This window comes from Mucilaginibacter sp. FW306-07-L, from assembly GCF_058782065.1.
Genome location: NZ_JBYSXI010000003.1, coordinates 287,261 through 309,613 on the forward strand (window position 1 = coordinate 287,261; position 22,353 = coordinate 309,613).

Sequence of the window (22,353 nt, forward strand, 5' to 3'; positions counted from 1 at the left end):
GATTCAATAATGTTATAACGTAATAGGATTTCCCAGGTAATAATCAATCACTTTGCTTCTGAACACCATTTGGTAGCGTGCCTGTATCATATCAAACTGCGCTTTGTTCAGGTTGGTTAACGAGGTGTTCAGATCAAGCGAATTTACTAAACCCACATTAAAACGCTGCAAAATAGTATTGTATGCATCCTTATTAGCCTGGTAGGTTTGCTGTGCCGATGTATAGCGCTTTTGGGCAGCCTGTGCGTCCCAAACGGCCTGGTAAATAATTTTGCTCAGGTTATTCCGCGATAGCTGCGCCTGCACCTCGGCATTTTGATATTGTATCTTCGCCTTGCGTACAGCGGTACGCGTAGCAAACCGCCTGAAGATGGGTATGGTTAAGCTTACGCCTATCGACTGGTAAAAGTTATCGCTCAACTGCCCGAAAACCGATGGTTTGGTAAACGGTGTAGCAAAGGCCGGCGAAACAACCGTATCGCGGGTAGCGTTATTAACCACCCCTATCGGGTTAAACTGGCCGGTAGCGTAGGGCTGCCCCGGGCGCTGATAAATGCTTGAATAGTTTGAACCTAACGTGGCGAACAATACCAAACTTGGGAAATAAGCGCCTTTGGCCACTTTTACCGCCTGCTTTAACACATCCCGCTGTAACTCCGCCAGCCGAACATCAGGGTTTACAGTAAGCGCGGTGTTCAGTACATCCTGCGCATTAAAAACAGAGTTCACCGATAACTGGCTAACATCCGGCTTTTCAACAACTATGTTAGCATCAGGCGGCATCTCCATATATTGTTTAAGCGTAAGTACTGATAGTTCCAGTTGGTTTTGGGCATCGGTATTATTCAACTCGGCAGTAGCCAGTTGTGATTTTGCCTGCGATAGGTCGGCCAGCGTTTGGCTGCCTGCTTTAAAGCTGATGTTGGCGCGGTTAAGCGTTTGTTTTGATATATCTATCTGCTGCGTAGCGGCCGTTACCAGATCCTGATTGGTAAGCACCGTAAGATAGGTGGTCACCACATTTAATATCAGGTCATTTTTAACCTTCGCCGTATTGGTACGGTCAGCCTCCAGTTGAATTTTATTCTGGATGATCTGGTTACGCAATTGCCCACCCTGGTACAATACAACTTGAGATGTTAACGAACCATAAGCCGTAAATATACGCTGGTTGGTAAACGAGTAAGTAGATTGATCCAAACTCCGGCCCCAGTTAAATGAGCCTTGTGAGTTTACATTCAGATCAGGCAGGCGGTTGTATTTCGACTGTTTTAAGTCCTCACCGGTGAGCGCCTCGTTAAACTGTGCCTGCTTAATGGTGAGGTTACGCTCCAAAGCCAGTTCAACCGCGCGTTGCAGGGTTATTTTTTCCTGCGCGAATGCAGCGGTAGCGGGCAATACCGTGAGCCAGCAAAAAAGTAAACCTAATTTTAATTGTAACGTTTGTTTCATAGGATGTTTAGGCATGGCTTAAAGTTAATATGAGTTGCCATAATTTCGGGTATGCTTTAAATGAAACATTTAACTTAATTTGTACTATATGTACCTGTTTAAAACTCCTCGCCTGCTTAAATTACTGTACCCCAACTTAACTTGGGACATAAAAACCGGCAGCCGCAGCATTTATTTAACTTTTGACGATGGGCCTATACCTATTGTTACACCTTATGTGTTAAAAATTTTAAAGGAGTACCAGGCAAAAGCTACTTTTTTTTGTATCGGCGATAATGTACGCAAACATCCGGAGATTTTTGAACAGCTAAAAAACAACGGCCACGCCATTGGCAACCACACCTTTAATCACCTTAAAGGCTGGAAAACGGATGATGATACCTATATCGAAAACTTTAAACAAGCGGATGAACTGCTGCATAGCAACCTCTTTCGCCCCCCTTATGGGCGTATCAGGAGATCGCAGGCTGCAAAGCTGAAAGCACTAAATCCGGAATTGAACATTATTATGTGGGATGTGTTAAGCGGCGATTTTGACATGGCCCTGAAGCCTGAACGCTGCCTTAAAAAAACCACTCAATATACCGGCCCCGGCTCTATCGTGGTGTTTCACGATAGCCTGAAAGCCTTTAACCGGCTGGAGTATGTGCTGCCAAGGGCTTTAGGCCTGTGGAAAAGCCAGGGCTATACATTCGAGTTACTGCCCGTGCAAACCCATTAAGTTTATATCTTTGCCAAAAATTAGATATAAAAATGCTTCAGGTAAACTACATCCGCGAGAACAGGGAACAAGTGCTGGAACGCCTGGCTGTTAAAAATTTTAAGCAGCCCGAACTGGTTGACAACATTATTGAGCTTGACGAAAAACGCAGGCAAACTCAAAACCTGTCCGACAGTGTATCCGCCGAAGCAAATGCCGCCGCCAAAAAAATTGGTGAGCTGATGCGTACCGGTCAGAAAGAAGAGGCCGAGGCTGTTAAGGCTAACACCGGTAAATGGAAAGAAGATATTAAACAATACGGCGAACAGCTTGCCGCCATTGAGGCCGAGCTGCAACAAAAGCTGGTATTGCTGCCCAACCTGCCGCATAGCTCTGTACCTAAAGGCTTAACGCCGGAAGAAAACGAGATCGTGCTGGAGCACGGCACAATACCTGAGCTGCCGGGCAATGCCCTGCCGCATTGGGAGCTGGCTGCCAAATATAACCTGATCGATTTTGAACTGGGCGTAAAAATTACCGGTGCCGGGTTCCCGGTATATAAAGGCAAGGGCGCAAAACTACAGCGCGCGCTTATCGCTTTCTTTTTAGATGAGGCCGAAAAAGGTGCCTACAGCGAAGTGATCGTACCGTTACTGGTTAACGAGGCATCAGGCTTTGGCACCGGCCAGTTACCTGATAAGGAAGGGCAAATGTATTACGTTGGTGTAGACAATCTGTACCTGATCCCTACCGCCGAGGTACCGGTTACCAACCTGTACCGCGATGTTATATTAAAAGCCGACGAACTGCCGGTAAAAAACTGCGGCTATACGCCATGTTTTCGCCGCGAGGCGGGCTCTTATGGTGCCCACGTACGCGGATTAAACCGTTTGCACCAGTTTGATAAGGTGGAGATCGTACAGATTGTACATCCGGATACATCTTACAGCGTTTTAGAAGATATGAGCACCCATGTGCAAAGCCTGCTGCAAAAGCTGGGCCTGCCATACCGTGTTTTACGCCTTTGTGGCGGTGATATGGGTTTCGCATCAGCATTAACTTATGATATGGAAACCTGGAGCGCGGCGCAACAACGCTGGCTGGAAGTATCATCCGTATCAAACTTTGAAACTTTCCAGAGCAACCGCCTTAAACTACGTTTCCGCAATGCCGAGGGTAAAACGCAATACGCCCATACACTAAATGGCAGTGCCCTGGCTCTTCCGCGAATTGTGGCTACACTGTTAGAAAATAACCAAACTGAAGATGGCATAAAAATACCGGAGGTATTGGTGCCTTATACCAAGTTTGACTGGATCAGGTAGTTTGTTGTTTATAGATATATAACTTCCGTCATTGCGAGGTACGAAGCAATCTCTTCAGGGCATTCCTGTTCGATAGCTTCAAGAGATTGCTTCGTACCTCGCAATGACGTGGTTTTTTGCTAAACAACCAATCATTTACAGCCTGCTTGCCGGGTTGAATGCTGAATTATATTTCTTTAATTTGTTCTCCCAATTATTAAAAGTTAAAACATTTTTAACGGTGGCTCATTTTATTTAAAATGCAAAATCAACCTAAAAAAATAGCGGTTATTGGTGGTGGTAGCTGGGCAACGGCTAACATCAAAATGCTGGCCGATAATGCCGTACCTAAAGAGATTTTTTGGTGGATGCGCAATACCGAAGCCGTACAGCACATTCATAAATTCAGGCACAACCCTAACTATTTAAGTTCGGTTGAAATAAAGGTACCGGCGGCTAACATCTCGACAGATATTAAGGCTATTGTAAGTTCGGCTGATTTTATACTGCTTAACGTGCCCGCGGCATTCTTAAAGGAAGCGCTTAAAGGTATTTCGGCCGAGGACTTAAAAGGCAAAAAGATCATCTCAGCCATTAAAGGCATCGTGCCGGATGAGAACCAGATAGTCGGCGAATTTTTACAACAGCACTGCATGGTGCAGGCAAGCGATATTATAATAATCAGCGGGCCATGCCATGCGGAAGAGGTCGCTTTAGAAAAGCTCTCTTACCTCACCATTGCTTCGCAGGATACAGCGCTGGCCACTGAATTTGCCGGCATGATCAGCAACCGTTACCTGAAAACCATCGTGTCCGACGATATATACGGTACTGAATATGCCGCCGTTTTAAAAAACATTTACGCTATTGCCAGCGGTATTTGCCATGGCGTAGGTTATGGCGATAATTTTCAGGCAGTACTTATATCCAACGCTATAAAAGAGCTTAAAAACTTTTTGGATGCGGTACACCCTATTGACCGTGATATTAAAGAAAGCGCTTACCTGGGCGATTTGCTGGTTACCGCTTATTCGCAGTTTAGCCGTAACCGTACCTTTGGTAATATGATCGGCAAAGGCTATACGGTAACCTCAGCCCAATTAGAAATGAATATGATTGCCGAGGGCTATTACGCCATTAATTGCCTGCATGAGGTAAACAAGCAGCATAAAGTGAATATGCCTATTTGCAATGCGGTGTACGCTATCCTGTACCAAAAGAAATCGCCGGTTATTGAAATGAAAAATTTGGCAGAGAAATTGAGTTAACAAAACAACTTAATTATCTGATACCATGAAAAATATAATAAAAGCCGTTGTAGTAGCGGCAGGCTTGTTTGCTACCTCATACAGCTATGCGCAAAGTGTAGGCCAGGATGTAAAAAAGACGGCCAAAAAAGTAGGCAACAAAACTGCCGAAGTGGCTTCAAAAGGTGCTTCGTCAGTAGTTGATAAAAAATATGCCGGCAAAGCCGGGCCAAATAACGAAACTATTTTTATTGATAAAAACTCGGCCTATTACTATATCAACAAAAAAGGCAAAAGGGTATATATCCCAAAAGAACAATTGAGAGATAAGGTTGAATAAAAAAAACGCCCCGCTGAATTATCAGCGGGGCGTTTTTTTTATTGGTTAACGTAAATTATGATTTACGTTGCTGGCCATTCAGGTCAAGTTTTTCGATAATGCCGCTTACTACCTTAGGCAGATCATTAATAGCTTTTTGCGGGTTGCGCACTTCGCCTACTCCATAACCGCGCCACACCATTTTACCGGTTTTACGGTCGATCAGGTCAATGATCACAGTACCTTCGCGGTATGGAACGCGTTCGGCAAAACCGCCGCCGCCCCAACCGCCGTAGCCCCAGCCACCGCCATAAAACGGACGGTAGCCCCAGCCACCCCAGCCAAAACCGAAGCCCGGGTAACCCCAGCCGCCCCAGCCACCACCGTAGTAGTTGGTTTTGTAGCCACGGCCGGTCATGGTTGTATAGTTCACCAGCAGGTCAGGCTGTGATGGTTGTTCCACCAAGCCTTTAGCCTTTAACGCCTCAACGGCTGCGTCCTTAATATTGGCATCGGCAATATCATTAGCGTAAATTTTACGCGGGTTATTGCTTGGTTTTGGTGTTTCAACAAAGCCAAAGCTGCGGTAGGTGCTTAAATTGGTTTTGTTTTTAGCAGCAGTATAATAACGGTAGTTTGAGCAGGCACTTAGCCCGGCAAGCAGGAACAGTACCAGCCCTGCATATATCAATTTTTTCATGACGCTTATATCTCCCTTTTTTGGTTAGACCATTTACGCTTAAAATGGTTTAATATTATCTTAAATATTTTTATGACAGATATTTACCTACAATCGGCATTCTGCGGCCCATACCAAATGCCTTTGGCGATACCCTTAAAATGGGCGGCGTTTGGTAGCGCTTATGCTCGGCGGTATTTACCAGTTTTATCACTTTACGTACTACAGCCTCGTCATAACCCATTTGTATAATTTCTGAAGATGAGCAGCGGTTTTCCAGGTATTCGGCTAATATCCTATCCAAAATATCATATTCCGGCAACGAGTCGGTATCTTTTTGGTCCGGCCTTAACTCGGCTGATGGTGGTTTAACAATAGTATTCTCCGGTATGATCTCGCGCTCACGGTTAATGTATCGCGCCAGCTCAAACACCTGCGTTTTATAAACATCACCAATAACAGAGATGCCGCCGCACATATCGCCATATAAAGTGCCATAACCCACCGCGGCCTCGCTTTTGTTGGATGTGTTAAGTAGTATGTAGCCGAACTTGTTGCACATAGCCATCAGCAAAACCGCACGGCTGCGCGATTGTATATTTTCCTCCGCGATATTGAATGGCAGGTTTTTAAATTGCGGGGCCAAAGCATTCTCAAAGGCATCGGTAACATCCTTAATAGCGATTGTTTCTGATTTACAGCCCAGGTTGTTCACCAGGTCTTCCGCGTCTTTAAGCGAATGGTCGGTAGAGTATTTTGAAGGTAGCAGCACCGCCATTACATTTTCAGGCCCTAAAGCCTCGGCAGCCAACGCGCATACTACGGCCGAATCAATACCACCCGACAGGCCAAGCGTTGCCCTCGTAAAGCCTGATTTATAAAAATAGTCGCGGATGCCTAACAATAAGCCCTGGTGAATCTGCGCGATATCGCTTTCCCTGTCGGCCCTTACGCCGGTTTGGTGTGTAAAGGTTACGGAAGCATCATCGTTCAGGGTATAATAAGTTAGGCTTTCTTCAAAGTATGGCATCTCATCAAGCAGGTTGCCTTGGTTGTCAAACACCATTGATCCGCCGTCAAATATCAGTTCGGTTTGCGCGCCTACCTGGTTCACGTAAAAAAGCGGCAGGTTGTAACGGGCAGCGTTATCTTTCAGGATAGCGATGCGTTCCTCATCATGGTTATAAGCAAACGGCGATGCCGCGATGTTGATCATTACGGTGGGCTGCTGCTCAATCAGCTTATCCATCGGGCGGGTAATGTATAGCGGGTTTTCAATGTCATTCCACAAATCCTCGCAAATGGTTAATGCAATGCGCTGCCCCTTAAAATCGATACAATTAAAGGTGGTCGACGGCTCAAAGTAACGATATTCATCAAATACATCGTAGTTGGGCAGCAGGGCCTTGTCAACCCGGTGCTCAATTTTTCCGTTATTAATAAAGTATGCCGAGTTGTTCAGGTCCTTGCCTTCGGGTTTATCGTTCTCTGTAGGCAGGCCTATTATGCAGGCAATGCCGGTACATTCCAGCGCTATTTTTTGGGCGGCATCTTCACACAATCCGATAAATTCCCTGAACTCCAAAAAATCCCGCGCGGGATAACCGCACACGCTCAGCTCCGCGAAAACTACCAGGTCGGCACCCTCGCCTTTGGCTTGTTTTATGGCGGCAATGGCCTTGGCTGTATTCGAATCAAAATTACCAATATGATAGTTGAGCTGTGCTAACGCGATCTTCATGAGAATGTATACTTATTTTATAAATTTGTACAGGATGAGTATGATTTTTGCCGGTAACAAATCAAAACAAACTTACTTAATTTTTAGCATCATGCTACTGCTTTGCGCTTGCGGCGGCAGCAAAAATGTTGATGTAAGTAATATCGATCTTAATGTCGCTATTAGCCGTTTTGATCATGATTTTAATGAGATGGGTACAAAACCCATGCCGCGGCAAGCCATCTACCTGCAAAAAAAATACGGCAGCTTTTACCCGGATTATGTTGAAAAGGTGTTACAGGCCGGTAGCGTTACCGATACAGCTTACTTTAGCACACTGAAACAGGTATTTACCGGCAAGGCTTACCAGGATCTGAAACACGAGGTAGACTCGGTTTACCCGACGCTTGATTTGCAAGAAGCCGAACTAACCGATGCCTTCAGGCGTATTAAATATTACTTTCCGCAAAGCAAACTGCCTAAGGTATATGCTTATTTTTCAGGCTTCCAGGCGCAAACCTCTATTGGCGATGGCTATGTAGCCATAGGGCTGGATATGTTTTTGGGCAATTCAAAATTTTACCCGGCTTTGGTGCAGCAGTACCCCCATTATTTATCGCGCCGTTTTACACCGGATAATATTACGCCGCGTGTGGTGGAAGCTGTAGTGCGCGAAGATCTTTTCCCGGAAAACGAGGCGGATAAAAGTTTGCTGGCCAAAATGGTTTACAATGGCAAGATCATGTACCTGATGGATAAGGTACTGCCCAAAACGCCCGATAGCACCAAAGTAGGTTATACCAACAAGCAACTGGACTGGTGCAATACCTTTAAGCAGGATATCTGGGCTTATTTTTTAAATGAGAATTTGCTGTACAATGCCGATTATCTACAAATACAAAAGTACTTAACCGAAGCTCCCTTTACCCCCGGCCTCGGCGAAAATAACGAGTCGGCACCCAAGTTGGCCGTGTGGACGGGCTGGCAGATCGTGCGCCAATACATGGACAAGCACAGTAACATTACCCTGCCACAACTAATGGCCGAGCGGGACGCACAGAAGATACTGAATGAATCAAAATACCGGCCGTAGTACTATAACAAGAACGGGATGCCTGATGGGCATCCCGTTCTTGTTATAGTGGCTAATTAATTATTTAGCCGGAATCAATTTTATCAATGCGCCCGGGCCTTCGCTCAGGGCGTAAATATAGCCATCAGGGCTTTCGGTAATGTACCTGAAACGGCCTTTGTTTTGCAGCAGGCGTTGCTCTGATTTATACTCGGTACCATTAAGGATAACACGGTTAATGTGCATTAATGCCAGCGCGCCTACCAACAGGTTACCTTTCCAACCCGGATACTTATCACCGGTTACAATGCTTAAACCGCAGGTAGCTATTGATGGTACCCAGTAGTGCTTAGGGTTTTCGATACCCGGTAGTTCTTTATTAGGCGTAAGTACCGTGCCATCATAGTTAATACCATAAGATGTTTTTGGCCAGCCATAGTTCTTCCCTTTTTCGATCAGGTTTAGTTCATCACCGCCTTTGGGGCCGTGCTCTACTTCCCAGATACGGTTATTCACCGCGTCATAAACCATACCCTGCGGATTACGGTGCCCTAACGTCCAGATAGAACCATGCGCGCCGGCCTGTCCAACAAACGGGTTATCGGGCGGAATGCGGCCATCATCAAACAAACGGTGAATTTTACCATGATCGTTATCCAGCTCCTGCACCTTTGGCTGCGTACCACGCTCGCCCGAGCTTACGTACAGGTAGCCATCCTTATCAAACACCACACGGCTGCCAAAGTGAAAATCGGCAGTAATATAGGGCTTGGCGGTATAAATGTCGGTAAGGTCAGTAATGGTGTTTCCATTTAGCTTAAAGCGGGCCAGTGCTGTAGTAGCGCCACCTTCAACCGGTTTGGCGTAGGTAATATATATCCAGCCGTTCTTTTTATAATTAGGATGCAGCTTAATATCCAAAAGGCCGCCCTGCCCTTTATTAAATACGGCAGGTACGCCTTTCAGCTTTTCGCCGGTAAATTTATCATTCTTAAAAACCAGTATTTCACCGGCACGCTCAGTTACCAGCATACGGCCATCAGGCAACCAAACCATCCCCCATGGGTTATTCAATTCGGTATAAATGGTTTTTACGGTAAAGCCGGTGCTATCAGCAACGGTGGTTTCTTCATGCTGTACACTATCGGCAGGCTTGGTACTGCACGACAGGAATATAATAGCCAACGCCAGTATGGCGGGCATTAATACGCTCTTTATAACAGGTTTCATAAGGTAATGCTTCATGTTATAAAGCTACAGCAAAATTTATACCCGCGTATGTTTATTTTAGCAAAACCTGTTATTGTATCAACCAAATTACGCACTTACCTACATGCGCTCCAGGTATTTTTGAAGCGCATAACGATCGTAATCAAACATTGAACTAACCCGTTTACAGCAAAACAATTTAATTTGATATGACTTTATAGTATCGAATATTTTTTCATATTTGTTATTATTCTTTACTTGTAAATAACCCTATGTCCTTTAACGTTGATCTAACCAATTGTGATAGAGAACCTATACACATTCCCGGTCAAATTCAGCCTCATGGTTTTTTGATCGCGGTTGATGGCGATTTTGTTATTCGCTACCATAGTGAAAACGTTGGCAACGTGGTTATTGGCCTGCCCGGAAATTTATTGGGTAAAGAATTACTTGAAGTTGAATACGCCCTGAGCCCAAGTGAACAACCCGGCTACATCAGCCAGCTTATTACGCTGGGTAAAATCAGTAAGAGTTTTGAGCAGATCAACCCCTTTCAGCTTGAACTGAATGGCAGCACCTATTACATGGTTATTCACCAAGCGGATAACCTGATTATATTGGAGTTTGAACCCGCCGCTGCCGAAATGACCGTTGATATCCAGCGGATGATCGGTCGGTCGATATCAGAAATGCTGGCTGATAAAAACCTTCAAAACCTTCTTACCAACTCCGCCGAGCAGGTAAAAAAAATAATCGGGTATGACCGTGTAATGGTTTACCGTTTCGCAGCCGACGGGCACGGCGAGGTTGTTGCCGAGGCCAGGAACAACGACCTGGAATCATGGATCGGCTTGCACTACCCCGCATCAGACATACCCAAGCAAGCCCGCGAACTTTATAAGCTGAACCATACCCGTCTAATTGCTGATGTGGACAGCACGCCGTCAAAGATCATTACATTGGCGGGCGAACAGCAACCGCTTGACCTGACCTGTTCGCAACTACGCGCGGTATCGCCAGTGCATATACAATATCTCAAAAATATGGGCGTGAACTCGAGCTATAGTATATCACTCATCTATAAAAATGAACTTTGGGGATTGATAGCCTGCCACAATTATTCACCGCGTTTTATTGATTACAAGGCGCGGGAGGCAACCAAACTGATGGGACAGATACTTTCATCAGCCTTGGAATTCAGGCAGGATGAAGAAAACCAGCAGCTACAGGATCACCTCTTTGCCGGTGTTGAAAAGCTCTCCAAACAGATGCAGCGCAGCAATAGTATTGAGGATGCCCTGAATGCGCAGGATGTTACCGTACTTGATGTTACTTATGCCGATGGCGCTGTACTTGTTTATGAAAACAACATCACCGAGTTTGGCAAAGTACCTGCCCGGGATGATTTAACCGGCTTACTTAACTGGATAAAAACTGAGGTAAGCGATACCTTTTTCTGCACTGATCACCTATCTGCACTCTATCCGCCGGCATTAGCCTTTAAGGATGTGGCCAGCGGCGTTATTGTATCTACCATTTCAAAAGAGATGGGCGAATATATTATTTGGTTTAAGCCAGAGCAGCTACAGCATATTACCTGGGCCGGCAATCCGGAAAAACCCGTTGAGGTTGATAGTAACGGCGCGTTTAACATATCGCCGCGTAAATCATTCGAGGCCTGGTCTGAAACAGTCAGGGCACGTTCGGCAGCGTGGAGCAATGAGGAAGTAAAAGCGGTTATCCGCCTTAAAGAAGAGCTTACTTACGCCATCAATCAAAAGGCGAGCGCTATACGCTTACTCAACGAAAAATTAAAACAGGCTTATGAGGAACTGGACACCTTCAGCTTCACCATATCGCATGATCTGAAAAATCCTATTTCGGTGGTTAAAAGCTACGCGCAGCTACTTACCCGCGATAGCTCCATCAGGCCGGAAGCGCAGCGTGTTATTGACCGCATTATTGACCGTGCCGACAAAATGAACTACATGATAAATGAGGTGCTTGATTACTCGCGCATCGGCCGGTCAGACATTAATTTTGTAAATGTTGAAGTTGGCCCGATGGTGAAAGAGATCATCAAAGACCTTTCCCTGGTATACGACACAGCCAAATTACAGACAACTATAGGCGAAATGCCCGATGTACAGGGCGACGCAGTAATGCTGTCGCAGGTGTTTGCCAACCTGTTAAGCAACGCTTTTAAATACTCCCAGCAATCAACCCCGCAACAGGTAGGTATTGAGGGTAAAATTACCGACAACGGTGTGCTTTACCAGATAAAAGATAATGGCCTGGGCATTGATATTAAACAATTGCCGCGCATTTTTGAGCTTTTTAACCGTACCGATAATGTGAAGGACATTGAGGGCAGCGGTGTGGGCCTGGCCATAGTTAAGCGTATTATTGAAAAACACCGCGGCAAAATATGGGTAGACAGCGAACCGGAAAAAGGCTCCACCTTTTTTGTGGAGTTTAGCAACCCGGCTTAGTTATAACGGGCTATCCAATTGGCAAAATGCTTAAAGGTGCTGTTGGCTGTTTCAATAACGGCCGCTTGATCGGCTTCAGTTTGGGCCTGGCTGTTCATTTTGTCTTTAAACGAGTTCCACATCGCTACCGTATCATCGCCATAACTGTTGAAAAATGATAACGCTTCTCCGTTGGATGCATCCAGCTTGGAGCCGATCATTTTGCTGATGATCTTACCACCCAGTGTTGAGCCTTCAATTACATACAACGCGCCTAATGCCTGTAAATGACTTTCTATGTGGGGCAGGTTATCCTCGGTTGCAACAGCGGGAATATCAGCATTAAGTGCTTCCAAATCATCGGCAATGGCTGATGTTTTGCGGCGTTGATGGTAATCATCCATCAGACTGGTATCAATGGCTGAGTCGATGTGTTTTTCAAGCCCGCCAAAATAGCTGTAGAACATTTTTAGCAGCGCGGCATAATCATGCTCCCCTTTAATGGCTTTTATACGCCCTATCAACGCCACCTCAGTTTCATGGTGATAGGCTTTAGTTTCTTCCTTTAATTTTTCTGAAAGCATGTATTGTGTGAATTGTATTGGTATAACAACTTTAAAAGTAAAAGTTTAGTTCAGCAGGCCCGAAAATACAATTAACTGCAGAACGATGTTGGCATAAACTCCGGCCAGCACATCGTCCATCATAACGCCCAGGCCGCCTTTCAGGTCTTCCATGCGGCGCACGCCAAGGGGCTTTACCATATCAAAAAAGCGGAACAGTATCAGCCCGGCAATAAGCAGTTTGATATTGTTAATGGGTACAAACAGCATGGTGATCCACATACCGGCTACCTCATCTATCACCACGCGGTAACTATCCTTACCCCAAAATGGCTCTACTTTGTTGCCGGTATAAATACCAATGAGCAATATGGCCAAACCGATCAAAACATTAGGCAAAGGCTGTAATACCGCCGGTACCTGCCATAAAAAGTATAAGGCAGCGCAGGTAACTACCGAGGCGTAAGTGCCGCCCCCTTTTAGATACCCTATGCCGAATATGGACGCGATCAGTTTATTCATTAGCTCTTCTTCAATACCTCCTCAGCATCTTCAGCTACTTCAGGCTCAATGGTATGCCTTTTAGGGAAGTTAAACAGTAATGAAGTTAACACCGGGATTACAAATATGGCCACGGTGAATACGGACACGAACAGATCGGTACGCTCACCCTCGATAGCATGAGCTAATGGTGTTTCGGGGTAAAAGTGGGTGTATAATGATGATGATAATTTAAGCCCCAACACACCGATCACGATGAACGCGATGGTTTCCAGAAAGGTAAACTTTTCCATCAATTTAACAAAGGCCTGCGCCACAAAACGCATGGCCAGTATACCGATGAATACACCCGTATAGATCAGAAACACATGATCAGTAAAAGCTACCGCCGCGAATACGTTATCGATAGAAAAGGCCAGGTCCATCACCTCAACCAGCGCTACAGTCGCCCAAAAGTTACCTATTAAACCAACGGTTGATTTATAGATCCAGCTTTCGCTTTTATCAACGTTCTCATCTTCTTTATCGGCTGATTTGCTGGCTTTAGTTTTAAAATAGTTGAATGCCAAGTACAGTAAATACAGGCCACCCAACGGTTTAAGCCACCATATTTTTACCAGCCATGCCGCTAAAAACAAACATATACCCCTAAAAACATAAGCGCCTATAATGCCATAACGCAGGGCTTTGTTACGCTGCTCCTTAGGCAGATCGAGCACCATGGTAGCCAGTACCGCGGCGTTATCAACCGATAGTAAGCTCTCAATAACAATCAGGTTTAAAATGATGAGTAAACCCGCTTTAATATCTTCCCCCAACAGGGTATGTAAAAAATCCATTTAAAAATGCCGGTAAATCGGCGCATAAAGGTCGCAATTATTTAATTAACTTTTTGGTAATAGCACGCATTAAGGATAATATTGTGTACGTAATATAATAATCCTAAAAGTTTTAAAAACCAAATCATTTTTGCTATGTTTGCATAGTAAATATATTCATCATTATACAATGAGAGTAAGCCTTTTAAGATATCTGTTCACCTTCGTGTTGATTTTTTCCGTAATGGAAAAAACAGGTATCTCCCTGCTCTCTTTAATCGGCCATACCGGCACCGAACTTTCTGAAAAAATTTATGCTGATGATGAGGAAAATTCATCATCACGTACCGAAAGTAAAGAAAAAATTGTGAGTGAATTTTGGTTGAGCCACCCCGTATGGCTGCTGCCCGACCCGGCTTTCAAGGCTGAACCGTTTACGTATGCCCCTGCCGATTGTGATGAGCATCTGGCTTACTTTCCATTGGTGCCTACCCCGCCGCCCAACGCTGTTATAGCAGCCTAAGCATCTTTTAACAACCCCATTTAACTAATGCCTTGCGGCGCTTTTTGCCGCGAACATTGTTTTACTATTTATTTAAAAAATATATGACTATCAATAAAATTGGTGTTGCATTAGCAACCATTGCAAGCGCTTTTATATTAAATACCACTTCGGCGCAAACTGTAAGCGATAAGCAACTGAAAAAGAACAGCGAACCTATCCGTAATTCGCTTAGCTACGTAAATCAGCTTGAGCCACTGAAGTTTGAGTTTGACAAAGACAAGTACAAACAACTAAACCTGCCATCAGGCACACAATACGGTTTCTCTGCCGACGATGTAAAACTGGTATTGCCCGAATTGGTCACCAAAGATTACAAATGGTATACCGCGGGTAAAAACAACCAACGCACCATTACCACCGGCAGTGTTGATTACGAAAAACTGATACCCCTGCTGGTAGGTGCCATTAAAGAGCAGCAAGCTGAAATAAACGAGCTGCGCGCCCACATACAGCAGTTAAAAAGCAAGTAAAAAGTTGAGTTTTAGTTATAGTGAGAGCGCCTTCGGCAAAAGCCGGGGCGCTTTTTTTATTTAACAAAAAAGCCTCCCATTGCTGAGAGGCTTCATGCTAAATTTAATATTAAGGAGCTTGTTATTGCAACTGCGCCGAACTGTATATGTGGTATTCGCCCGGTTGCAGGGTGAGGCTCATACTGGTATTGGTTACGTTAAGGGTGTTGCCGGTAACATAATCATACCAGGTGCCGGTTTTGCTGAACGCTATGGTAGCGGTTTGGGCCGTTACATCATAGTTGCCTACCACCTGCACATCAACGCCGCTGCCGCTAAGGGTTATGTTTTTTACCGCCCCGGTAAGGGTATAGGTAGCGGTGTTAGCGCCAAATACCGGGTTCTTCAATTTCATTTTGATGTATTTGGCATAAGCGTTGTACAAAGCCTTGCGCTCGGGCACGCTCTGGTAATTCCAAAGGATAGGCTTATTGCCGGTACGTCCGTTTTGGTCAATGCTGATATCATAACCCAGCTCGCCAAACTGCCATATCATTTTCGGTCCTGGCGATGCCATCAGGAAGGCAGCCGTCATAGCGCCACGTTTTAAACTATTATTCAGCAGACGGGCGTTATAGCCATCCTGGTTACCGTAGGTGATGTTTTTAAACATTACGCGCTCCTCGTCATGGCTTTCGGCATAGCCCACTAAAGCATCAGATACGGTAAAGGTATGCGCGGCAGGCATTAACCACGACAGGTCTGACGAACTCATCCAACCCATATTCGCTTCCTGGAAACCATGAGCCACATTATTCCATAGCATCATGCCATCGGCAGCCAGCTCTTTCTCTTCCTGCTGGGCGGCAAAATGTTCCAGTATCACGTAAGCATTGGGGTCAACGCTCTTAATAAAACTGTTATAATCCTTCCAGATAGCTACCCGGCTGGCATCATAGGCCGACCATGCGTTCACATCATTAGGATTATTGGTTTGCGTAAATCCTTTTGAAAGATCAAAACGGTAGCCGTCTATCTTGTACTCCTTCAGCCAGTGTCGCATTACATTTTTTGAGAAATTTTTGGTTGCCGGGCTTTCGTGGTTAAAATCAAACCCAACGTTAAACGGGTGTTTGGCATCCACATTAAACCACGGGTTGCTTGCTGTCGGCTTGCCGGATGATTGATCAAAATACATCCGCACCATGGGCGATGAGCCGAAGGCATGGTTAAGCACAATATCCATAATTACGGCAATACCACGCTGGTGGCAGGCATCAACCAATGCTTTCAGAGCATTTTTGGTACCGTAATATTTATCGGGCGCGAAGAAGAAGGAATCATTATATCCCCATGATTCATTGCCCTCGAACTCGGCAACCGGCATCAGCTCAATCGCGTTAACACCCAGGCGGCTGATATAATCCAGCGTATCAATAATGGTTTTGTAGCTATGGTCGGCCACAAAATCGCGCACCAGTAACTCATACACTACCAGGTCCTTTTTTGCCGGGCGGGTAAAATTATTCGTTTTCCAGGTGTATGATGGCTGTTTAGCCTGCATCACGCTCACTATCGAAGTCGTTCTCCCGGCAGGGTAAGCCTTCAGATTAGGGTATACTGAGGCCGGGATGTATTTGTCGTTATCCGGGTCCAGTATCTTCTCGGTGTAAGGGTCGGCCACACGCAGGTTGCCATTGATAAGGTACTGATAGGCATATTCGGTATTGGCATCCAGGCCATCTACCTGTACCCACCAGCGGGTACCATCGGTAGTAGTTTTCATTTTGGTGGGTTGCCAATCGTTAAAATCACCAATAACAGATACGGATATTTTGCCCGGCGCATACAAGTTAAATATAGCCGACTTGCCATCGTTAATAAAAGTTACCCCGTCACCGGCATTCTCGGGTATTTCAGTGTTTTGTGCCGGTGGATCAATGGTTGTTACCGGGTCGCTTTTTTTGCAGGCTACGTTAACCAGCAAAAATGCGATAACAGATAGTTTATAAATAATTTTCATAACGGATATTTGTCGCTTTTTAATAGTTGATGATAAATTCGGCACTGTTATTAGGTAGGGTTATGGTACGGGTATCGCTACCCTCTGCCTTATCGGCCACGCCCTGCGGGTCAAACTTTGATACCGGGTTGATGAATGATACAAATTCTGTTTTGGCCTGCACATGCTTGCCGCCTGCCTCAATATCAGCATTGCCAAACCCGTGCATATACAAGCGGATGTGTTTAAATTTTGAAGCGAATGAGCCATCGGCCTTAGCAAACGTGATCGTTTTTTTAATCGCGTTGTAGCTTATATTACGTTTATAAAAACTGCCCTTTTCGTAATCGTACGTTTCGCCGTCATCCTCGTAATAAATAAAACTGTTGTTTACATCGCCTTTGTAAATGTGTACGTTAAGCGTATCGGTAGGTTTTTCAGTAGTATTTTGTATCAGCGATTGCATCGGGATGATGGCACTCTCCTTTACAAAAACCGGCAGTTTGTTGTTGGCCAGCTTAACCATAGTTTCGGTACCGCCGTTACTCAACTCATCCGAATACAGATTATACCATTTGCCTTTAGGCAAATAGATAGTTCCGTAAGCATCGGCACCAGCAAAGGGTGCTATCAAAAAGGCGTTACCAAACAGGTATTCGTTTTGATACTGGTAAACCTTCGCGTCGTGCGTATAATTAATAGCCAGGGAACGTACTACCGGTAAACCATCCTGTGTAGCCTCATAAAAGGTGGAATACAGGTATGGCAGCAGTTTGTAACGCAGGTTAATATAGTTACGGGCAATCTCTAATGCTTCCTCGCCAAAAGCCCATGGCTCGGCCGATTTGGTGTTTACACCCGTATGGTTACGGAAGTATGGGTTAAATGCGCCGATCTGCACCCAGCGGGTATATAGCGCTACGCTGGCATTGCCGGTAAAACCGCCAATATCCATACCGGTAAAAGGCACACCGCTCAGGCCTAAACTACTCAGCAGCCTAACGCCTTGCAGCATGTGGTCGTCCTCGGCACGGTTATCGCCTGTCCACAGGGCCGAATAGCGCTGCAAGCCCGCATATCCCGAACGGCTTAAAATAAACGGACGCTTATTTAAGGCCTTGCGGAAACCTTCGTAACTGGCACGTGCCATTTGCATACCATAAGCGTTACGCGCTTCGGGGTGGGCAGCCTTACGGCCTTCCCAGTCAAAGATCACATTATCGGGCATTTTCTGGCCCCAGGTAGCGATCTCGTTCATATCATTCCATATACCGCTAACACCGTCGGCGGCGTACTGCTTTATTTCGCCTTGCCACCAATCGCGCCCTTTAGCGCCGGTAAAGTCAGGAAAATGGCACCAGCCCGGCCATACCTCGCCGGTATAGTTAGTATTGTCGGCATATTTAATAAAGATGTCATCCTTCCTACCGCGTTCGTAAACGCCGTAACCTGGTTCTGCTTTTACACCCGGATCAACAATCACCGTGGTTTTAAAACCCATTTCCTTCAGCCGGTTGTTCATCTTTACAGGATCAGGAAAACGGCTTTTATCCCAGGTGAACACCTTGTATTTATCCATATAATGGATGTCGAGCGTAATCCCATCCGCCGGAATCTTTTTTTCGCGCAGCGTTTGAGCGATGCGGTATACTTCGGTATCGGGGTAATAACTGTAGCGGTTTTGCTGGTAGCCCAGGCTCCACAGCGGCGGCAAATTCATGCGGCCGGTTAAAGCGGTGTACGAGGTAATGATATCGACCAGATTTTTATGGTAGATAAAGTAATAGTTCATTTCGCCGCCACGCGCACCGAATGATGAAAAACGGTTGTTGCTGGCCCCGAAGTTAAAATCGCTTTGCCAGGTATTATCTAAAAATATACCATAGTTAAGCCCATGGTGTATGCCAATGTAGAAAGGGATGGTAGAATACAACGGGTCCTGGTCAACACGGTAGCCAAACACATCCGAGTTCCAGTGCGTATAGCCCGAACCACGGCGATCAAGCCCACCTGTTTTTTCGCCCAGGCCAACAAAACGCTCGCCCTCCTGCATTTTTTTGTAGGTAGTTACGTTTTCGTTTACCCATGAGGTGGTTAAACCGCTTTCGTCCTGACTAATCACCTTGCCATCCGGCGTATAAAAAGTAACAGCGAACGGTTTTTTGCTGATGATGAGTTTAACCGAGTCGGTAATAATGCTTACCTCGTTATCGTTTTGGGTGATAGATGCCTTTACCTGTTGTGGTTTGGCTATCACCGCGTACGAAAAATCGGGCGCAAGCTCTTTTTTATCAATACGCACCCGTACTACCGATGGGGTGTATACCGTTACCTCGGCATGTGCGTTTGGGGTGGTGATGTTTACCTGTTGCCCGCTAACATCAGCCCTGGTAACCTCGCCTACGCTTTTTACAGGTCCGCTTTGGCTGAGGGCGGCAAAGTTTAGCGCAAGGCATAGCCCTAAAGTAGCAAGTACCTTATATCGCATTATCATTATAACTGAATTATTTAGGTGATGCCCTGGAGCATTTGGGCCATTAAACAGCGCGTGGCAGGTTAAGCCACGCGCCGTATTTTATTAGGCCTTATTTTTTAATGAAAACGTACTCGGCAGTCATATCATTAAATATGATGGTGTATGTGCCGGCTTTAACTTTGAAGTTACCGCCGCCGGTGCCTACGCCATAGGCATCGCTCGCGGTAGCGTCATTAGCAGGGCCCCAGCTTGTACTCCAACCTTCCGGAATTCTGAATTTCATTTCTGTATCGCTGGCAAAGGTATGGTCAAGCGTCCAGATGTGCGGGTTTAGTGTAGTAGCCGACATTGGGATTACACTATTCCAATCAGTAAACGGACCAATAATACCTATTGAGGCATAGGTAGTTTTACCGGTAGCGTTGTAAGGCTCTTCAGTATAAGTATTGTCACGCAAATTCAGGGTTACTTTATGGTAACCGGCAGTTATCGGGAAGTTTGCCGGATCAGGATCAGCATTCTTTTCGCGGAACATTACACCGCCGCTGCCGTTGCTACCCCATGATGGATACCACTCCCCCAAAGTGCCCAAAAACTTGATGTTTCCGCTTGAAAAATTACCGGTAAAGGTAAATACAAAGGCGTTAGCCGGGTCACGGAAAACGGGGGTAGCTTTGGTATTCTCCCATTGGCCAAAAGTACCGTCGCCTACCAGGTACAAGGTTTGGTAAGCCGGTTTGTCAAGATAAGGCGTTACCACCAAAGGCATCGTGTTAGAGTAAACCGGTGCAGCACCGCCGCCGATTTCGGCCTTAACCCTTACCTCTACATCATTTTGTGCAAAGCCTACCAGTTTAAGCTGGTTAAGCAAACTATTAAACGCGCCTACAGTTAAAACCACCTCATCATTAGCACCTGCCGAAACACTTCTGGCGTTAACAAAGCTACTATCCTTTTTACCTATTTCAACCGAGTAGCTAACTGCCGCGCTATAGCCGTAATCCGCTTTGCTCCACTTAAACATAATGGCTTCGGCTGCCGCGTCTGCCTCTTTAAGCACCAGGTTTTCATACGTAGCTTTAAGCACAGGCGCGGTGGCATCGCTTTTAGCTACTATTCTTGTCTCGTCCTTTTTACAGGCTGCCAGCATCAGCATAACTGAGCTTAACAGCAATATATTTTTTATTAAATTTTTCATGATGAAAATCTATAATTGGTAATGATCAATAGCCTGGGTTCTGTTTTAAATTGGGGTTAGCTATAACATCTGTTGATGGTATAGGGTACAGGTTGCGGTAGGCCTCAACACCACGGCCGGCTTTTACACCGCCTTTGTATGGCCACACGTATGAGGCATCGGTAAATTTACCAAAACGTACCAGGTCGGTACGGCGATGGCCTTCCCAGTAAAACTCACGGCTATACTCATCTATCAGGTCATTTAATACTAATGAATTAACATTTCCTGATGAATTGCCATAAGCACGGGCACGCAGGTTATTTAAATACTGAATGGCCGTTGCCTGAACACCCCCGCTGCCGCCACGCGCGGTAGCTTCAGCATAGATCATGTACATCTCGGCCAAACGGAACAACGGAATATCCATTGAGCAATAAGTACCACCCACAGACGGAGCCGTAGCGCCGGATTGGGTGATGTTTTTGAATTTGGTTACCGCCAACCCATCAGTAAATTTTGCCAGATCATCCACCTCACGTTTTGCGCCAAAAAACATGGCTCGCTTATCATTAGCATTGGTAAACTTGTTGGGCAGGTTTTGGCGGGTGCGGTTACCGCCCCAGCCACCATTTGGCACGCCAAATTCGGCAGGTTTCATATCCGAGTTAATAGCTGCATTGATGAGGTAAGTTGCACCACCGTAATTCTGGGTTTTAACACCATCATAAGCAATAGCGAAAATGGTTTCAGGGTTATTTACATTGTTATCCGCCAAAAACAGGTTCTTATAATCGCTATGCAATGTATAGCCGGCACCAATAACCTTGTTGGCGTAAGTAATAGCATCGGCATTATGCTCGGTACCAGTGTAAACCTGCGCGTTAAGGTACAGGCGGGCAAGCAATGCCCAGGCGGCAGCTTTATCAGCACGGCCATACTCATTGGTGCGCGGGTCTTTCAGCAAGGTTTCAACCGCTTTCAGTTCTGATTCTACGTAGCTGAACAGCGCTGCGCGGGTAGTTTGTTTTGGCAGATCCTTACCAATCAAATCAGCTTCGGTAATAAATGGTGGGTTACCGTACAAATCTAACAATACCCAGTATTGAAAGGCGCGTAAAAAACGAGCTTCGGCAACATAATATTTAATTTCATTTGCATCATTACCGCTAATGTTACGGCTAGCCAATTTGGCATCGGTGCTTTCGCGGATAAACTCGTTCGCCAGCGTGATCTGGTAGATAGAACGGGTATAAAGCCCTTGCAGCATCAGGTTGGTTGACGACCAGTTCATCTGGTCAATTTCAGAGATACCCGGGTCGCCCAGCCAGGCGCAAACGGCCTCATCGGTTGATAATTCCTGAGCGCCGAAATACAAACGGAAAAAGTCCGACGTACCGGCATCAATACCACCTAAGTCGCCACTGCCCGCACCGCTGTTACCGGTTTGCGCAAAGCTGCCATAAACTTTCGCTAAAGCGCCTTTATAACCTGCGGGTGTAGCATACACCACATCAGCCGTTACATCATTAGTTGGCTTCAGGTTCAGATCTTTAGCACATGATGCTGCAGCCACAGCAATCACCATCAGGGCTGCATATATTTTTAATCTATTTCTCATAAAACAAT

Annotated in this window: 19 protein-coding genes; 8 read left to right on the plus strand and 11 right to left on the minus strand. The window is 45.7% G+C overall.

Annotated features, from left to right (window positions below):
• Positions 1-12: 12 nt before the first annotated feature.
• Positions 13-1,452, minus strand: coding sequence for a TolC family protein (locus tag AC3WJC_RS16415; RefSeq protein WP_492400198.1), 1,440 nt, complete (start codon positions 1,450-1,452; stop codon positions 13-15).
• 88 nt (positions 1,453-1,540) lie between these two features.
• Here AC3WJC_RS16415 and AC3WJC_RS16420 point away from each other — a divergent pair, with 88 nt between their 5' ends.
• The 4 genes from AC3WJC_RS16420 (at position 1,541) to AC3WJC_RS16435 (ending at position 5,043) form a co-directional block, all read left to right on the plus strand.
• Positions 1,541-2,173 carry a polysaccharide deacetylase family protein gene (locus AC3WJC_RS16420; protein WP_492400199.1) on the plus strand — a complete coding sequence of 211 codons (633 nt, stop codon included), beginning with the start codon at positions 1,541-1,543 and terminating at the stop codon, positions 2,171-2,173.
• Positions 2,174-2,205: 32 nt separating this feature from the next.
• The gene (gene serS / locus AC3WJC_RS16425; RefSeq protein WP_492400200.1) at positions 2,206-3,477 is read left to right on the plus strand and encodes a serine--tRNA ligase; all 1,272 of its coding nucleotides are present in this window, start codon (positions 2,206-2,208) and stop codon (positions 3,475-3,477) included.
• 239 nt (positions 3,478-3,716) lie between these two features.
• On the plus strand, positions 3,717-4,724 hold the full coding sequence (locus tag AC3WJC_RS16430; RefSeq protein ID WP_492400201.1) for an NAD(P)H-dependent glycerol-3-phosphate dehydrogenase: 1,008 nt from the start codon (positions 3,717-3,719) through the stop codon (positions 4,722-4,724).
• Positions 4,725-4,749: 25 nt separating this feature from the next.
• Complete coding sequence (locus tag AC3WJC_RS16435; RefSeq protein WP_492400202.1) at positions 4,750-5,043, plus strand: hypothetical protein; 294 nt, start codon at positions 4,750-4,752, stop codon at positions 5,041-5,043.
• Between the two features lie 55 nt (positions 5,044-5,098).
• On the opposite strand, the gene AC3WJC_RS16440 is transcribed toward AC3WJC_RS16435, so the two are convergent.
• Both AC3WJC_RS16440 and AC3WJC_RS16445 read right to left on the minus strand, forming a co-directional pair.
• Positions 5,099-5,722, minus strand: a complete 624-nt coding sequence (locus tag AC3WJC_RS16440; RefSeq protein ID WP_492400203.1) for a DUF4136 domain-containing protein — start codon at positions 5,720-5,722, stop codon at positions 5,099-5,101.
• A gap of 70 nt (positions 5,723-5,792) precedes the next feature.
• Positions 5,793-7,442, minus strand: a complete 1,650-nt coding sequence (locus AC3WJC_RS16445; RefSeq protein ID WP_492400204.1) for an NAD+ synthase — start codon at positions 7,440-7,442, stop codon at positions 5,793-5,795.
• Positions 7,443-7,482: 40 nt separating this feature from the next.
• Between AC3WJC_RS16445 and gldB the strand changes: the two genes are divergently transcribed.
• The gene (gene gldB, locus AC3WJC_RS16450; protein ID WP_492400845.1) at positions 7,483-8,514 is read left to right on the plus strand and encodes a gliding motility lipoprotein GldB; all 1,032 of its coding nucleotides are present in this window, start codon (positions 7,483-7,485) and stop codon (positions 8,512-8,514) included.
• A 60-nt stretch (positions 8,515-8,574) separates the two neighbouring features.
• On the opposite strand, the gene AC3WJC_RS16455 is transcribed toward gldB, so the two are convergent.
• Complete coding sequence (locus AC3WJC_RS16455; RefSeq protein ID WP_492400205.1) at positions 8,575-9,723, minus strand: PQQ-dependent sugar dehydrogenase; 1,149 nt, start codon at positions 9,721-9,723, stop codon at positions 8,575-8,577.
• A gap of 251 nt (positions 9,724-9,974) precedes the next feature.
• Here AC3WJC_RS16455 and AC3WJC_RS16460 point away from each other — a divergent pair, with 251 nt between their 5' ends.
• Positions 9,975-12,194, plus strand: coding sequence for an ATP-binding protein (locus AC3WJC_RS16460; protein WP_492400206.1), 2,220 nt, complete (start codon positions 9,975-9,977; stop codon positions 12,192-12,194).
• Here the strand turns inward: AC3WJC_RS16460 and AC3WJC_RS16465 are convergent.
• The 3 genes from AC3WJC_RS16465 to AC3WJC_RS16475 are packed head-to-tail and all read right to left on the minus strand — an operon-like array spanning position 12,191 to position 14,076.
• Positions 12,191-12,757, minus strand: coding sequence for a biliverdin-producing heme oxygenase (locus AC3WJC_RS16465; RefSeq protein ID WP_492400207.1), 567 nt, complete (start codon positions 12,755-12,757; stop codon positions 12,191-12,193). The genes AC3WJC_RS16460 and AC3WJC_RS16465 overlap by 4 nt on opposite strands.
• 45 nt (positions 12,758-12,802) lie before the next feature.
• Positions 12,803-13,258, minus strand: a complete 456-nt coding sequence (locus tag AC3WJC_RS16470) for a phosphatidylglycerophosphatase A family protein (RefSeq protein WP_492400208.1) — start codon at positions 13,256-13,258, stop codon at positions 12,803-12,805.
• Positions 13,258-14,076, minus strand: coding sequence for a TerC family protein (locus AC3WJC_RS16475; protein ID WP_492400209.1), 819 nt, complete (start codon positions 14,074-14,076; stop codon positions 13,258-13,260). Before AC3WJC_RS16475 ends, AC3WJC_RS16470 begins: the two co-directional genes overlap by 1 nt.
• Positions 14,077-14,245: 169 nt before the next feature.
• On the opposite strand from AC3WJC_RS16475, the gene AC3WJC_RS16480 reads away from it, so the two are divergent.
• Positions 14,246-14,578, plus strand: coding sequence for a hypothetical protein (locus AC3WJC_RS16480; protein WP_492400210.1), 333 nt, complete (start codon positions 14,246-14,248; stop codon positions 14,576-14,578).
• A gap of 83 nt (positions 14,579-14,661) precedes the next feature.
• Entirely contained in the window at positions 14,662-15,090 is a 429-nt protein-coding gene (locus tag AC3WJC_RS16485; RefSeq protein WP_492400211.1) for a tail fiber domain-containing protein, read from the plus strand.
• Positions 15,091-15,211: 121 nt separating this feature from the next.
• On the opposite strand, the gene AC3WJC_RS16490 is transcribed toward AC3WJC_RS16485, so the two are convergent.
• The 4 genes from AC3WJC_RS16490 to AC3WJC_RS16505 form a co-directional block, all read right to left on the minus strand.
• Positions 15,212-17,092, minus strand: a complete 1,881-nt coding sequence (locus tag AC3WJC_RS16490; protein ID WP_492400212.1) for an alpha-amylase family glycosyl hydrolase — start codon at positions 17,090-17,092, stop codon at positions 15,212-15,214.
• 19 nt (positions 17,093-17,111) lie between these two features.
• Complete coding sequence (locus AC3WJC_RS16495; RefSeq protein ID WP_492400213.1) at positions 17,112-19,565, minus strand: glycoside hydrolase family 31 protein; 2,454 nt, start codon at positions 19,563-19,565, stop codon at positions 17,112-17,114.
• A gap of 91 nt (positions 19,566-19,656) precedes the next feature.
• Positions 19,657-20,745: a SusE domain-containing protein gene (locus AC3WJC_RS16500; RefSeq protein ID WP_492400214.1), complete on the minus strand. Its 1,089-nt coding sequence runs from the start codon at positions 20,743-20,745 to the stop codon at positions 19,657-19,659.
• A 25-nt stretch (positions 20,746-20,770) separates the two neighbouring features.
• Positions 20,771-22,345 (minus strand): RagB/SusD family nutrient uptake outer membrane protein, encoded by a 1,575-nt coding sequence (locus AC3WJC_RS16505; RefSeq protein WP_492400215.1) that lies wholly within the window; start codon positions 22,343-22,345, stop codon positions 20,771-20,773.
• Positions 22,346-22,353 lie beyond the last annotated feature (8 nt).